Annotated in this window: 16 protein-coding genes and 1 tRNA gene; 13 read left to right on the top strand and 4 right to left on the bottom strand. The window is 70.0% G+C overall.

Annotated features, from left to right (window positions below; genetic code table 11):
• The first annotated feature begins 8 nt into the window (after positions 1-8).
• The 9 genes from ACWZJV_RS12055 to ACWZJV_RS12015 all read left to right on the top strand — a co-directional run bounded on the left by ACWZJV_RS12055 (position 9) and on the right by ACWZJV_RS12015 (position 7,875).
• Entirely contained in the window at positions 9-725 is a 717-nt protein-coding gene (locus tag ACWZJV_RS12055; RefSeq protein ID WP_196872518.1) for a hypothetical protein, read from the top strand.
• Between the two features lie 168 nt (positions 726-893).
• On the top strand, positions 894-2,261 hold the full coding sequence (locus ACWZJV_RS12050; RefSeq protein WP_457181948.1) for an MDR family MFS transporter: 1,368 nt from the start codon (positions 894-896) through the stop codon (positions 2,259-2,261).
• Positions 2,262-2,322: 61 nt separating this feature from the next.
• The gene (locus ACWZJV_RS12045; protein WP_008354678.1) at positions 2,323-3,471 is read left to right on the top strand and encodes an acyl-CoA dehydrogenase family protein; all 1,149 of its coding nucleotides are present in this window, start codon (positions 2,323-2,325) and stop codon (positions 3,469-3,471) included.
• Between the two features lie 198 nt (positions 3,472-3,669).
• On the top strand, positions 3,670-4,131 hold the full coding sequence (locus ACWZJV_RS12040) for a PPOX class F420-dependent oxidoreductase (protein ID WP_457181604.1): 462 nt from the start codon (positions 3,670-3,672) through the stop codon (positions 4,129-4,131).
• 64 nt (positions 4,132-4,195) lie between these two features.
• Positions 4,196-5,434 (top strand): amidohydrolase, encoded by a 1,239-nt coding sequence (locus tag ACWZJV_RS12035; RefSeq protein WP_457181603.1) that lies wholly within the window; start codon positions 4,196-4,198, stop codon positions 5,432-5,434.
• 2 nt (positions 5,435-5,436) lie between these two features.
• Entirely contained in the window at positions 5,437-5,943 is a 507-nt protein-coding gene (locus ACWZJV_RS12030; protein WP_457181602.1) for a hypothetical protein, read from the top strand.
• On the top strand, positions 5,927-6,661 hold the full coding sequence (locus ACWZJV_RS12025; RefSeq protein WP_008354669.1) for a VIT1/CCC1 transporter family protein: 735 nt from the start codon (positions 5,927-5,929) through the stop codon (positions 6,659-6,661). Before ACWZJV_RS12030 ends, ACWZJV_RS12025 begins: the two co-directional genes overlap by 17 nt.
• 33 nt (positions 6,662-6,694) lie before the next feature.
• Positions 6,695-7,255 carry an RNA 2',3'-cyclic phosphodiesterase gene (thpR, locus tag ACWZJV_RS12020; protein WP_457181601.1) on the top strand — a complete coding sequence of 187 codons (561 nt, stop codon included), beginning with the start codon at positions 6,695-6,697 and terminating at the stop codon, positions 7,253-7,255.
• A gap of 86 nt (positions 7,256-7,341) precedes the next feature.
• Positions 7,342-7,875 carry a DoxX family protein gene (locus ACWZJV_RS12015; protein ID WP_457181600.1) on the top strand — a complete coding sequence of 178 codons (534 nt, stop codon included), beginning with the start codon at positions 7,342-7,344 and terminating at the stop codon, positions 7,873-7,875.
• A 24-nt stretch (positions 7,876-7,899) separates the two neighbouring features.
• On the opposite strand, the gene upp is transcribed toward ACWZJV_RS12015, so the two are convergent.
• Positions 7,900-8,541: a uracil phosphoribosyltransferase gene (upp, locus tag ACWZJV_RS12010; RefSeq protein ID WP_008354663.1), complete on the bottom strand. Its 642-nt coding sequence runs from the start codon at positions 8,539-8,541 to the stop codon at positions 7,900-7,902.
• Positions 8,542-8,622: 81 nt separating this feature from the next.
• Here upp and ACWZJV_RS12005 point away from each other — a divergent pair, with 81 nt between their 5' ends.
• From ACWZJV_RS12005 to ACWZJV_RS11990, 4 genes are all read left to right on the top strand, one after another.
• The gene (locus ACWZJV_RS12005; protein WP_008354661.1) at positions 8,623-9,135 is read left to right on the top strand and encodes a tRNA adenosine deaminase-associated protein; all 513 of its coding nucleotides are present in this window, start codon (positions 8,623-8,625) and stop codon (positions 9,133-9,135) included.
• A gap of 26 nt (positions 9,136-9,161) precedes the next feature.
• On the top strand, positions 9,162-9,629 hold the full coding sequence (locus ACWZJV_RS12000; RefSeq protein ID WP_457181599.1) for a nucleoside deaminase: 468 nt from the start codon (positions 9,162-9,164) through the stop codon (positions 9,627-9,629).
• 10 nt (positions 9,630-9,639) lie between these two features.
• Positions 9,640-9,727: transfer RNA gene (locus ACWZJV_RS11995), tRNA-Ser, on the top strand.
• A 182-nt stretch (positions 9,728-9,909) separates the two neighbouring features.
• Positions 9,910-12,555 (top strand): vWA domain-containing protein, encoded by a 2,646-nt coding sequence (locus ACWZJV_RS11990; RefSeq protein WP_457181598.1) that lies wholly within the window; start codon positions 9,910-9,912, stop codon positions 12,553-12,555.
• 8 nt (positions 12,556-12,563) lie between these two features.
• On the opposite strand, the gene ACWZJV_RS11985 is transcribed toward ACWZJV_RS11990, so the two are convergent.
• From ACWZJV_RS11985 to ACWZJV_RS11975, 3 genes are all read right to left on the bottom strand, one after another.
• On the bottom strand, positions 12,564-13,421 hold the full coding sequence (locus tag ACWZJV_RS11985; RefSeq protein WP_457181597.1) for a fructosamine kinase family protein: 858 nt from the start codon (positions 13,419-13,421) through the stop codon (positions 12,564-12,566).
• Positions 13,418-13,879: a low molecular weight protein-tyrosine-phosphatase gene (locus ACWZJV_RS11980; RefSeq protein ID WP_008354653.1), complete on the bottom strand. Its 462-nt coding sequence runs from the start codon at positions 13,877-13,879 to the stop codon at positions 13,418-13,420. The genes ACWZJV_RS11985 and ACWZJV_RS11980 overlap by 4 nt, the downstream gene beginning before the upstream one ends.
• Before the next feature lie 63 nt (positions 13,880-13,942).
• Positions 13,943-14,335, bottom strand: a complete 393-nt coding sequence (locus ACWZJV_RS11975) for a phage holin family protein (protein WP_008354652.1) — start codon at positions 14,333-14,335, stop codon at positions 13,943-13,945.
• Between the last annotated feature and the right edge of the window lie 83 nt (positions 14,336-14,418).

The following is a 14,418-nucleotide window of genomic DNA, read 5'->3' as shown; positions in this document are numbered from 1 at the left end:
TAGGCCGCGTGCTTCGCCATGCCGTGCCTACGACCGCCCTCATCGTCGCGCTGACCAGTGCTCTCGCCGGCTGTGGCGAGGGGGAGGGAAGCCTGTCGCAGGCGCGCGACTACGCGAAGGAGCCCGGCAACCAGATCGCCGAGGACGCCCGCACCGCGATGCACGACATCGACACCGTCCACGTCGAGGGTGACGTGCTCGATCCGCGGGGCACCAAGATCACCGTCGACCTCGACGTCTCCGCCGAGGACAGCTGTGTCGGCAAGGTCAGCATCGGCGACGGTGAGATCTCGCTGCGCTCTATCGCCGGATCGGCCTGGTACCAGGGCGACGAGGAGTTCTGGAAGGCGATCGCCCCGGCCAAGGGCGAGGGCGAGCGCATCGCCAAGCGGGTCGGCGAGAAGTGGGTGAAGCTCGAGGGCGAGATGGCCAGCCTGCGCGCCTTCTGCAGCATCGACAGCCTCACCGCCCAGATGGTCCCGGCCGAGGCCGAGGCGCAGGCGATCGGCCCGGCGATGGCCGCCGACGGACCTGCCGTGCGCCTCGATGTCACCCATGGCGAGACCGAGAGCCGGACGTACGTCCTGGCCTCGAAGCCCCACCGGATCGTGAAGTGGACCCAGGGCAGCTCCGGTGAGCTCACCTTCTCCGACTTCGACAAGGAGTTCCAGGTCGAGGAGCCCGCCCCCGGCGAGGTCTTCGACCTCGCTGAGCTGGAAAAGTGAGAACAACGGCGCCTCTGTTCTCATTTTTCCGCGAAATGTGAGAACAACTCGATTGGAATGAATCCTCGGTCGTGAGGATTGCTAAATAATGTGCCCACCTCGACGACCAGACCAACGCGCAGCTCGGTAGGACTTCGTAGCGAACGCGGGCCGATCCTGCTCGCGGTGATGGTGTCGCTCAGCCTGGTCGCGATCGACATGACGATCCTGGCGACGGCGGTGCCGAGCGTGGTGAAGGATCTCGGCGGCTTCGAGCAGTTCCCGTGGCTCTTCTCGATCTACGTGCTGGCCACCGCGGTGACCACACCGCTCTACGCCAAGGTCGCCGACCGGCTCGGGCGCAAGCCGGTGATGATCGCCGGGATCCTGGCCTTCCTGGTCGGGTCGCTGCTGTGCGGCCTGGCGTGGTCGCTGACCGCGCTGATCGTCTTCCGGGCGATCCAGGGCATCGGGGCGGGGGCGATCCAGCCGATGGCGATGACGATCGTCTCCGACATCTACACGCTGGAGGAGCGGGCGGTCGCGACGTCGTACGTCGCCTCGGTCTGGGCCACCGCCGCCATCGTCGGGCCCACCCTCGGCGGCGTCTTCGCCGACTACCTCGACTGGCGGCTGATCTTCCTGATCAACCTGCCGATCGGGGCGGTCGCGCTGTGGCTGCTGCGTCACTTCCACGAGAACCGCCGGCCGGCCGCGACGAGCGCCATCGACTGGGCCGGCGCCGGGCTGCTGACGGTCGCCGGCGTCGCGCTGTTGCTCGGGCTGCTCGAGGGCGGTCACGCCTGGGCCTGGTCGTCCGCGCCCTCCTACTTGATCTTCGCAGTCGGCATCGTCGCCCTGGTCGCCTTCGGGTTCGTCGAGCGGCGTGCCGCCGACCCGGTGCTGCCGCCGTGGGTCCTCGGCCACCGGGTCCTCGCGCCGGCCAACGCCGCCAGCCTGATCGTCGGGGTCGTGATGCTCGGGCTGACGACGTACGTCCCGCTCTACGCGCAGAGCGTGCTCGGTCACTCGGCGGTCGTGGCCGGGTTCGCGCTCGCCGGGATGAGCATCGGCTGGCCGATCGCGGCTGCCACGGCCGGCCGGATCTACCTCGCGAAGGGGTTCCGGGTCGCGGTCGGGCTCGGCGCCGTGCTGGTCCTCGTCGGCGGGGCCGTGCTGGTCACGGTCGGCGAGAGCTCGTCGTTCTGGCACCTGGCGATCCCGTGCTTCGTGCTCGGTCTCGGCTTCGGCTGGTCGGTCAACCCGGGCGTCGTCGCTGCCGGCTCGGCGGTCGACTGGGAGGTGCGTGGGGTGGCCACCGGGTCCAACATGTTCGCCCGCTCGGTCGGCTCGGCGCTGGGCGTCGCGCTCTTCGGCGCGGTCGCGAACGGGCTGGTCAGGCGGGAGTACGCCGGGGGAGAGGTGCCGCCGCTGGAGGCCCTGCCGCCGGACGTGCTCGCGCCCGCGCTGCACGTCGTCTTCCTCGTCGGCCTGGTCGTCTCGGTTCCCCTGCTGCTGGTCGCCTGGCGTACGCCGGTCAGGATCCGGCAGGACTGAGTTCAGATTGCATCCTGGAAGGGTTACCACCGAGTAACCACTGCGTCGTAGACTCCGATGCATGCTGAAGCGCGACCACTATGAGGAAGACCACGAGGACTTCCGAGCCTCCGTCCAGCAGTGGCTGGAGCGTTCGGTCAAGCCCCACACCGACAAGCACATCGCCGACAAGGCGCTGCCCCGCGAGTTCTGGCTGGAGGCTGGCGAGAACGGCTTCCTCGGGCTCGCGATCCCGGAGGAGTACGGCGGTGCCGGCGCCGACGACTTCCGCTTCAACGCGGTCCTCGCCGAGGAGCTCGCCAAGATCGGCGCGGCCTACCCGACCTGCGTCGGCATCCACTCCGACATCACCGCTCCCTACCTGGTCCGCCTGGGCACCGAGGAGCAGAAGCAGCGCTGGCTGCCGGGCGTGGCCTCCGGTGAGATCCTGCTCGCCATCGGCATGACCGAGCCCTCCGGTGGCTCCGACCTGGCCGCGCTGAAGACCACCGCCGTCCGCGACGGCGACGAGTGGGTCATCAACGGCTCCAAGACCTTCATCACCAACGGCTACTCGTGCGACCTGGTCATCACCGCGGTCCGCACCGACCCGGAGAAGGGCGCCAAGGGCATCACCCTCTTCGCGATCGAGGCGACCAAGGAGGGCTTCTCGCGCGGCCGCAAGCTCGACAAGGTCGGCATGGAGGAGTCCGACACCGCCGAGCTCTTCTTCGAGAACGTACGCGTCACCGACGCCGAGATCATCGGCGAGCTCAACCGCGGCTTCATCCACATGATGGAGGAGCTCCCGCAGGAGCGCGTCTCGTGCGCGGTCGCCAACATCGCGCAGGCCAAGCAGATCCTGCTCGAGACCGTCCAGTACGCCAAGGACCGCAAGGCCTTCGGCCAGTCCATCGGCGCCTTCCAGCACAACAAGTTCCTGCTCGCCGAGCTGGTCACCCAGATCGAGGTCGCCGAGGCGTACGTCGACAAGTGCGTCGCCGCGCACGCCCGGGGTGAGCTCACGCCGGTCGAGGCGTCCAAGGCCAAGTGGTGGTCCTCGCAGGCGCAGTCCGAGGTCCTCGACCACTGCGTCCAGATCCACGGCGGCTACGGCTTCATGAACGAGTACCGCGTCGCTCGCGCCTGGCGTGACGCCCGCGTCACCAAGATCTGGGCCGGCTCCAACGAGATCATGAAGGAGCTCATCGGCCGCGACCTCGGCTTCTGAGCTTCTCTCGTCGTACGTCTCTGGCGGGCGTCCACCTCCGGGTGGGCGCCCGTCGGCGCATTTCCCGGTGCTTCGGCGACGCTACGCCGACGCCCGGAGACAAAATAGATCTTTAATAGATCGTCTATAATGAAACTATCTGCTACGGTCTCTCTTGCTTCCCTGACCGGCCGCTTCACCTCCCAAGGACTGATCCACATGACCAAGCCCGCCGAGCCCCGCGTCCTCTCCGACCAGGAGCTCAGCGACCTGCTCGTCGGTCAGCAGTTCGGTGTGCTGGCCACGGTCAAGCGCAGCGGCCACCCGCACATGTCGACGGTGATGTACGGCTGGGACCCGATCGAGCGGATCGTCCGAGTCTCCACCACCGCCGAACGACTCAAGGCCCGCCAGGTGCGCAACAACCCGCACGTCTCCCTGCATGTGAACGGGCCTGACATCTGGTCCTTCGCGGTGGCCGAGGGGAAGGCGGAGGTGTCGGAGGTGACCACCGAGCCGGGCGACGCCACCGGCAGAGAGCTGCTGGCCCTCGTCCCAGGCTTCCAGGATCCGGCCGAGGAGGCCGCCTTCCTGCGGCAGCTGGTCGTGGAGCGCCGGGTGGTGATCAGGCTGCACGTCACGCGCCTGTACGGCACAGCCCTGGACATCGCGGAGGCGTAGGGATCACGGAGTCGATCTCTGCGTGGAGGCGGACAGACAGCGGGAGCCCGGCATGATGACCGTCATGACTCAGCGTTCCTCCGTCGCCATCACCCATGCCTACGTCGTCCCGATCTCGGGCGAGCCGATCGACGACGGCACGGTCGTGATCGAGGACGGGGTGATCACGGCGGTGGGCGCCGATATCGCCGTCCCCGACGGCATCGACACCATCGACGCGGCGGGCAAGTGGCTGCTCCCCGGATTCGTCGAGGGACACGGCCACATCGGCACCCACGAGGAAGGCGAGGGCTGGGCCGGGGACGACACCAACGAGATGACCGACCCGGACGGCGCGGCCCTCCGGGCGATCGACGCGATCAACATCGAGGACGAGGGCTTCCGTGACGCCCTCGCCGGCGGGGTGACCACCGCGGTGATCAAGCCCGGGTCCGGCAACCCGATTGGCGGCCAGACGGTCGCGATCAAGACCTGGGGCGGCCGGACCATCGACGAGCAGGTCGTCTCCGACGCGGTCTCGGTCAAGAGCGCCCTCGGCGAGAACCCCAAACGTGTCTACGGCAATCAGAACAAGACCCCGTCGACCCGGCTCGGCGTCGCCCACATCATCCGGAAGGCTTTCGTCGAGGCCCAGAACTACGCCGCCAAGAAGGCCTCCGCCGAGGAGAAGGGCGAGCCGTTCGAGCGCGACCTCGGCAAGGAGACGCTCGCCCGCGTCCTCTCCGGCGAGCTCGTCTGGGACCAGCACACCCACCGCGCCGACGACATCGCCACCGCCATCCGGCTGAGCGAGGAGTTCGGCTACCGCCTCGTGGTCAACCACGGCACCGAGGGCCACCTTCTCGCCGACGTGCTCGCCGAGAAGGACATCCCGGTCATCTACGGCCCCATGTTCGTGAGCCGCTCGAAGGTCGAGGTGCGCAACCGCGCCAACCGCAACATCGCCGCCATGGCCGCCGCCGGCGTGCAGGTGGCGATCACCACCGACCACCCGGTCATCCCGATCAACTTCCTGGTCCACCAGGCCTCCTTCGCCGTACGCGACGGCCTCCCGCGCGAGACCGCCCTGGCCGCGATCACCACGAACCCGGCGAGCTTCCTGGGTCTCGACGACCGCGTCGGCGCGATCGCGCCCGGGCTCGACGGTGACGTGGTGATCTGGTCCGGCGACCCGCTCGACACCGACCACCGCGCCGAGCGCGTCTTCATCACCGGGACCGAGGTCTACAGCTGGGACGGCGAGGCCGATGCGGGGCGCGGCGGCGGGAGCACGCGGGAGCGCGCGACGCGGTTCGGGATCTGAGGATGCGCAACGAACCCCGGACGGAGCACGTACTCGAGGTCATGACCCCCACCCAGAACAGCACCGGCACCGACAAGCGCACCCTCCGCCCCGCGGCGTACCTGCTGCCCGTCGTGGCGCTGACGCTGGCCCCGATGTTCGCCGGATGTGGCTCCGAGGCGACCGACCCAGGCGCTAACGTGTCTGACGTGCCGACAACGTCTGACCCGACCCCCGCCGAGGATCCGAAGGTCGCCGCCGCGATCGCCGACCTGGCCAAGCGTCAGGGGGTGAAGAGCGAGGAGATCACCGTCGTCTCGAACGACAAGGTGACCTGGCGCGACGCCAGCCTCGGCTGCCCCGAGCCCGGGAAGATGTACGCGATGGTCCTGACCGACGGCGTGCGCGTCGTGCTCGAGGCGGCCGGGAAGACCTACGAGTACCACGGCGGCGAGAGCGGCCCGGTGAGCTTCTGCGAGAACCCGCAGGAGCCGGTCCCCGGCGAGGGAAGCAGTGACGCTCCCCAGTGAGGGTGCCCACGCGGGGCACGGCGACGCCGAGGAGCGGGCAGAAGGCCTGAACAACCGGCTCAACTGGCTGCGCGCGGGCGTCCTCGGAGCCAACGACGGCATCGTCTCCACCGCCGGTGTGGTGATGGGCGTCGCCGGCGCGACCACCGATGACAGCACGATCCTCATCGCCGGCGTCGCCGCCCTGGTGGCCGGCGCGATCAGCATGGCGGCGGGGGAGTACGTCTCCGTCTCGACCCAGCGCGACACCGAGGAGTCGCTGATCGCCAAGGAGCGTCGCGAGCTGCGGGAGATGCCCGAGGAGGAGCTCCACGAGCTCGAGGGCTTCCTGCGCGACCGCGGACTCGAGCCCGACACCGCCGTCGACGTCGCCAAGCAGCTCACCGAGCGCGACGCGCTGCGGGCCCACGCGGCCCTGGAGCTCGGCATCGACGTCGACGACCTCACCTCGCCGTGGGCCGCGGCCGGCGCGTCGATGATCTCGTTCACGCTCGGGGCGCTGCTGCCGCTGCTGGCGATCACGCTCCTCCCCGACGGCGCCCGCATCTGGGCGACGATCCTCACGGTCACCGCCGCGCTCGCCGTCACCGGCTGGACCAGCGCACGCCTCGGCTACGCGCCGCCCGGCCGGGCGGCGCTGCGCAACGTCGCCGGCGGCCTGCTCGCGATGCTGGTCACCTACGTCGTCGGCGACCTCCTCGGCACACAACTCGGGTGACCCGGCCCCTGCCGCCAGGCACAATGGGCATCGATGAATCGAATGTTCGTGGCGGTGATCCCGCCGGAGTCGGTGATCGAGGATCTCGACGAGTTCTTGTCCGTACGCCGCGACGCGGCCGCCTTCCGCTGGTCGGCGCCCGACCAGCTCCACCTGACGCTCGCCTTCGCCGAGCACGTCCCGGACAGGTCCCTCGATGACGCGATCGAGCGGCTGGAGACGGCCGCGGGGCGGCGTACGCCCTTCGAGGTGACCGTCACCGGCGGCGGCGCCTTCCCCAACGTGGCCGAGGGCAAGGTCCTCTACGCCGACGTCGAGACCGATGCCGCCGAGGAGCTCGACCGGGTCGCCGCCGGGACCAGGAACGCCCTGGTCAAGGCCGGGGTCGAGGTCGACGGCGGACGGTTCCGGCCCCACCTGACGGTCGCCCGGACCGGCACGCCGGTGGAGCTCAGCAACTGGGTGCGGCTGCTCGACGCGTACCGTGGCCCGGCCTGGACCGTCTCCTCCTTCGCGCTGGTCCACTCCCGGCTCGGCGAGGGGCCGAGGAAGCGTCCGGTCTACGACGTCGTAGCAGAGTTTCCCTTCGGCTGAAGCGGAAGCCCCGGGCGGTAACGGGCAGGATCCGGGGTCGCTACCGTGTGCGGCTCGTTCTGACCTGACCCAGAGGAGAACCGGACATGAGTCGTCGAGTGGGGCGCAACGCCTACACCGGACTTTTCAACGACGTCGTGCTGCTGGCCGCCCGTGTGGTGGTCGGCGGGATCTTCGTCGCGCACGGCTGGCAGAAGTACGACCAGGGCTTCGCCGGCACCGAGCAGTTCCTGGGCGGACTGGGGGTGCCGGAGCCCGCTCTCGCCGCTCAGGTGGCGACGTATGTCGAGCTCGTCGGCGGGGCGCTGCTGGCCGTCGGCCTCTTCGCCCCGATCGCCGGGGTGCTGCTCGCGGGCCAGATGGCCGGCGCGATCTGGTACGCCCACCGCACCACCGAGGTCTTCGTCGACCAGGGCGGCTGGGAGCTCCCCGCCGCGCTCGGCGCCGCCGCTCTCGTGCTCGGCCTGGTCGCCCCCGGCCGGATCACCCTCGGCCAGCTCCTCACCTGGCCCTTCAAGGCCGTCGCCGCCAAGCGCCGTGCCCGGAACGCCGAGGCGGCCGAGGCCGAGACCGTCGAGGCTCAGCCGTACGTCGAGGAGAAGGTCACCATCAAGGCCTGACCTTCCGCCTACCGGCGGGGCGGCTCAGCCCGCGACGCCGTAGAGCCGGTCGCCGGCGTCACCGAGGCCGGGGACGATGTAGCCCTTCTCGTTGAGCTTCTCGTCCATGGCCGCGGTGACGACCCGGACCGGGGCCTCGATGCCGTCGAGGGCCTTCTCCAGGGCGGCGACGCCCTCGGGGGCGGCCAGGAGGGTGACGGCGGTGATGTCGTCGGCGCCGCGCGAGACCAGGAAGTCGATCGCCGCGGCGAGGGTGCCGCCGGTGGCCAGCATCGGGTCGACCACGTAGCACTGCCGCCCGGAGAGATCGGCGGGGAGACGCTCGGCGTACGTCGTCGCCTCCAGCGTCTCCTCGTTGCGGACCATGCCGAGGAAGCCGACCTCGGCGGTCGGCAGCAGTCGGATCATCCCGTCGAGCATCCCGAGACCGGCCCGGAGGATCGGGACGATCAGCGGCTGCGGGTCGGTGAGGCGTACGCCCTGCGTCGGCGCCACCGGGGTCACGATGTCGACCGGAGCGACCCGCACGCCGCGGGTCGCCTCGTAGGCGAGCAGCGTGACGAGCTCATCGGCGAGACGACGAAAAGTCGACGAGTCGGTCTCTTTGTTGCGAAGCGTGGTGAGCTTGTGGGCGACGAGGGGGTGGTCCACAACGAGGGTCTCCATGGGCTGAACCCTACGATCGGTTCGCCCTCCGGTCACCAATTCCCCCTAGACCCGGGGCGGTTTCGGTGTCACTCTGGTCGTGTGTCTGATCAGCTGGAGCAGATCGAGGGTGTTGACTTCGCCGTCGCGATGTATCGCGAGGACGGCGCCTGGGTTGTGCGCGAGCTCGCTCACGACCTGCTGACCGACGTCGAGACTCTGACGCACGCGCTCCACCGCTTTCCAGGCGATGGTGGCGCGATCGCGATGGCGGCGATCGACGAGGACTTCTTCGTGATCGTCCGGGTCACCGGCGCCGCGACCAGGGTGCTGCTCTCCGACGTGACGGCCGCCGACGAGTGGGAGCTGGCGGCGTCGGCTCTCGACGTGCTCGGACTTCCGCTGCCGGAAGAGGTCGAGGACGAGGAGGAGGCCGACCCTGCCGGTGACCTCAGCATCCTCGCCGACTTCGGGATGAGCGCGGTCGACATGGGCATCCTGATCGACGACATGTTCGAGGAAGACCTCTACCCCGACGAGACGCTCTCCGAGATCGCCCGGGCGATCGGCTGCGGCGAGGCCTTCGACGACGCCGTCGGCCTCATGCCGGCGTGACACCTGCCAACCGATGGGAAGCCCCGATGCGGGCAGCCCTGGAGGAAGGCCGTGCTGCCCTGGCGACCGGTGACGTGCCGATCGGCGCGGTCGTGGTCGATCCTTCCGGTGCGGTGATCGGGCGCGGGAGGAACGTACGCGAGGCCCAGGCCGACCCGACCGGACATGCCGAGGTGGTGGCGCTGCGTGAGGCGGCCAAGGCGCGGGGCGAGTGGCGGCTGGAGGGCTGCACGCTCGTGGTGACCTTGGAGCCGTGCACGATGTGCGCCGGGGCCGCGGTCCTGGCCAGGGTCGAGCGGATCGTCTTCGGTGCCTTCGACGACAAGGCCGGTGCGGTGGGCTCGCTCTGGGACGTCGTACGCGACCGCCGGCTCAACCACCGCCCCGAGGTCGTCGCGGGGCTGTTGGCCGAGGAGCAGCGCGCGTTGCTGGAGGATTTCTTCGGAGCCCAGCGAGGCGCCCCCGATTTCGGCGAAGACCCCCCGAGGTTGTAACTTATTCGGCGGTGACGTGTCCGAGCGGCCGATGGTGCAACACTCGAAATGTTGTGTAGGGAGACCTACCGTGGGTTCAAATCCCACCGTCACCGCCAGCCAGACAAGGGCGCTTGACCTGCGACAACGCAGATCAAGCGCCCTTGCTGCGTTTCGGAGCATCCAGCCGGGCCAGGGGCGGGCCGGGTCGGCCACTTGAAACGTTTGCGGCTCACCGCGGCTCGGCGCCCCCTATAGTCCGGACGGACGTCTTGCCCGCGACCCCCACTGGAGCTTCGGCGTGCCCCTGTTTCCCTTCCCCCGCGCGGTCGTGTCGATGGTCGCGATGGTGGCGATCTTCCTGGGCGGGTGGGCGGTCCAGCAGACCCCGGGCAACCTCGCCGACATGGTCCGGTCGCCGTTCACCTGGGTGGCGCTGATGTTCCTGGGGATCGGGATCGCGACCGAGCTGCCGGTCTCCCGTCACCAGCGCTGGGGCCGCGCACTCGTCACGGTCCTCGACCAGGCGGGGGAGCCGGCCGGCTACGGGTTCGTCGTCTCGCCGAAGCGGATCCTGACCACCCGGCGGGTGGCCGAGGCCGCGGTCGGCGCCGGCGACCTCGACCGCGACACGATCCGGGTGCGGTTCCCGCACGTACGCACCGCGACCGGCGACGTCAGCGTCGAGGTGCGTCTGGCCGACCACGAGGGCGGCGTCGTCGCGCTCGACGTGGTCGGCGTGGAGCGGCTGCCCCGCCGCGTACTCCCGTTCCGGTTCGCCTCGCCGGTCGTCAACACCAGGGTGCTGCTGCACGACCCGACCGCGCTCAACGGTGCCGGGGTGTGGGTGGAGTCGGAGATCCGGGCCGCCGGGGTGGCGCACGTCCAGGTCAAGACGGTGCTCAACGAGGCCCCGCTCGAGGTCGGCGACTGCGAGGGCGTGCCGATGGTGCACGCCCGGACAGGCCGCCTGCTCGGTATGTGCGACGGCTCGGTCAGCGACGACGACCGGGTGACGCTGGTCCTGATCTCCTCGGCGTTCGCCCGGCTCAACGCGCGGATCAGCCTGCCGCGGCGCTTCGCCCGCGCGCTGACCGAGATCGTCGCCGCGGTGGTCGCCTGGCTCGCCAACTGGGTGCGCGGCCACGCGATCATGGCGGTGGTCGGCGCGGTGGTGCTCGCGGTCGTCGGGACCGTCCTGGTGATCCGCTGGATCGACGGGCCCGGGCCCACGGGTGAGTGCGTCGTCCTCGAGGTCACCTCCTCCACGGAGAAGGACGACCTGGTCCGGGATCTCGCCACCGAGTTCGAGACCGGCCGCGAGGTGGACGGACGATGCGTCGACGTCAACGTGCTGGGCCTCACCTCGGGCGCTGCGATGGAGGCACTCGCCTCCGACTGGGACATCGAGATCGTCGAGCCGATGTTCGAGCGCAGCCAGACCGGCCGCAGCCGCCCCGACGTCTGGCTGCCCACCTCCTCGATGTGGACCGAGCTCCTCGAGCTCGACACCGAGAAGACGTACGAGACGCTGGGGCCCACCACCGAGAGCGTGATGGTCATCGCGGTGCCGGAGGGCACGGCGGACGGCGAGGACGTGTCGATGGAGTGGCTCAAGGCCAAGGCGGTCGCCGGTGAGTCCGAGGGCACCGGGTTCGTCCTCGGCCGTGACGAGCCGCTGTGGTCGACCTCGGGCCTGGGCGCGAGCATGCTGACCTACAACGCCGCGGTTCGGGCCAACGCCGCCGCCGGCGCGAGCGTGGACATCACCCCGCAGACTCCGGAGGACGAGGCGGTGAACGCCTGGGTGCGTGAGCTCGAGTCCTCGGTCGGCAGCTATGGCGACGAGGCGACGACGTACGTCCAGGACCTCTACTGCGGCATCGTCGAGCCCGTCGACGCGCTGGTGATCCAGAAGCAGCTGGTCGAGCTCTACAACAGCGGCCGTCCCTCCGGTGCCGAGCCCGACTGCGACCAGCTGCCGGGCTACGGCGAGAAGAGTCACCCGCGGGTGAAGCGGTTCGAGTCGCACATCCCGCCCGAGGGGACGCTGGCGATGGACCATCCGTACGTCCTGATGCCAGGCCTCTCCGAGGCCCAGCGCGAGGTCGCCGAGGAGTTCTACGAGTTCCTCGGGGAGGACGAGGCGCAGGCCGCCTTCGTCGAGGGCGGCTTCGAGAGGATCGGCTCCGTCGACGAGGACGACACCTTCTCCCAGCCGGAGGCCGAGGCGATCCAGCGGATCCGCGCCGAGTGGGACGGCGTACGCAAGAACTCCCAGGTCATCCTGCTGATCGACAACTCGGGGTCGATGAACGACGAGGTCGCACCGGGGGCCGCCAAGATCGACCGGGTCCAGGGCGCTGCCAACGCCGCGATCGGGCTGCTGGCGCCCAAGGACGAGCTCGCGGTGTGGACGTTCGGGAGCTCGGTGCACAAGACCGCCCTGGCGCCGATGGGCAACCGGATCTCGCAGGTCAGGGCTGAGATCGGGGCCATCGAGGCCGGCGGGACGACGACCCAGCTGCCGGCCGCGGTCCAGGCCGCGCACGACGCCCTCGCGCAGACGAACGATCCCGACAACCCCAAGACGAAGGCCGTGGTGCTGCTCACCGACGGTGCGACCAATCTGACCCCGGACGGCGCCGACGAGGAGGAGAACAAGGCCGCCAACGACGCACTCGTGGCCGACATCCGGGGCAGCGAGTCGCACGTCCGGATCTACACCATCCCCTACGGCAACTCCGCCGACAAGTGCCTCCTCGAGAAGGTCGCCGCCGCCTCGGGCGCCCGCTACTACGGTGCCGGCGCGCGCGAGAGCCTGATCAACGACGTCATGCTCGCGGTCTTCGGCAACTTCGGCACCCAGGCGGCGGCCGCCAACCTCCCCAGCATCGAGGCGAAGGCGAGGATCCCGGCGGGCGACTGCGACGCCTCCGTCGACTAGTCGACCAGTCAGACGTAGCGCGCCGCCACGGTGGCCGCCCGGGCGCCGTAGCCGCCGCCGAACATGGCCGCATGGACGAGCAGCGGGAAGAGCTGGTGGAGGCCCTGGCGGTCCTCCCAGCCCTCGGCGAGAGGAGTCTGCTCCTCGTAGGCGGACATCATCCGCTCCAGGTGGGGGAGGCCGAAGAGGGCGAGCATGGCGAGGTCGACCTCACGATGACCGGCGTACGCCGCGGGGTCGATGAGCCAGGCGTCGCTGCTTCGGTCCCAGAGCACGTTGCCGTTCCAGAGGTCGCCGTGGAGCAGGGCGGGCGGCTCCTCCGGGATCAGCGAGGTCAGCTTCCCGACGACCTGCTCGACGCACTCGGCGCCGGCGGCGTCGATGGCGCCGCGGTCACGGGCGGCCTTGAGGTAGGGGAGCAGGCGGCGTACGGCATAGAACTCGGCCCAGGTGTCGGCGGGCTTGTTGGGCATCGGCAGCCGGCCGATGAACCCGTCCTTGTCCGCGCCGAAGCCCGTGACCGGGGTGCTGTGCATGCGGGCGAGGGCGCGGCCGAGGTCCTCGGCGGTCTCGGCGGTGGGGCGGCCCGGCTCGATCCAGCGCAGCACCAGGCAGTCGGGCTCGGCGGCGAGCACCTCGGGGACCTTCACGGCCCCCGACTCCTCCAGCCAGCGGAGGCCGCGGGCCTCGGCGGCCACGAAGTCGTCGCGCGCCGGCGAGAGCGCCTTCATCAGCACCAGCGAGCCGTCGCTGAGACGGATCTTGGTAGCGGTCGAGATGTCACCGCCCGCGACCGGAGACGTGCTCACCACCGCCGCCCCGAGCAGCTGCTCGGCGCGACGGGCGACCGCGGGCTGGCGGGTCACGAACCGGGCCTCGACGCGGCCAGGGACGCGACGATCGCATCACTCGTACGCTCCACCATCGCCAGCACCTCCCGGAATCCTTCGGCACCACCGTAATAGGGATCGGGCACGTCGCCGGGGCCTTCGGGATCGAAATCACGGAACATCCGCAGCCCGCCCTCCGGCGCCTGACCAGCCAGATCGGCGAGGTTGTCGGCATCCATGGCGAGCACCAGGTCGTACGTCTCGGGGTCCCCGACCGGCCACTGCTGGGCCCGGTGGCGCTCGGGGTCGTAGCCCGCTTCGAGCAGCGTCGCGGCCGCCCGGCGGTCCATCTTCTCGCCGGCGTGCCAGCCGCCGGTGCCGGCCGAGACCAGCTCCACGTCGTCGAGTCCGGCACCGTCGAGACGGTCGCGCAGGACCACCTCCGCCATCGGAGAACGGCAGATGTTGCCCAGGCAGACGACCGCGATCTTCATGGCCCGAGTTTTACATTTCCGCCAAGAACGCGCGGGGGATGCCGAATCTCGGGCCCGGATCTGCTACTCGTCGCTGTCGGGCCAGACCCGGTCGAGGCCCCAGCCGACGATCGAGATGATGATGCCGCCGAGCACCGCAGCCCAGAACCCGTCGACGTGGAAACCGACCCCGGTCGGGCCGAGGATCCACGCGGTCAGGCCGAGCATCGCCGCGTTGATCACCAGCAGGAGCAGGCCCAGGGTGAGCAGGATGAACGGGAACGCGAGGAACTTCAGGATCGGCTTCACGAAGGCCGAGACGATGCCGAGCACCAGGGCGACGATCAGCAGCGGTAGCAGCTTCTGCTTGATCTCCTCCATGCCGCTGGTCGGGCCGTCGAAGTAGATCCCGCCGACGAGCCAGGTCGCCACGGCGAGGGCGATGGCGTTGGTGATGAGCCAGGTCACGATGCGCATGGCGGTGAGTCTGGCAGGGCTCCGCATCTCCGCGTAAGGGACGCGCGGGAGGTGTGGCGAGTGTGTTACCCCGGGTCGGGGCC

The organism is Nocardioides sp. WG-D5, assembly GCF_054031175.1.
This window is presented reverse-complemented; position numbering and strand designations above follow the sequence as displayed.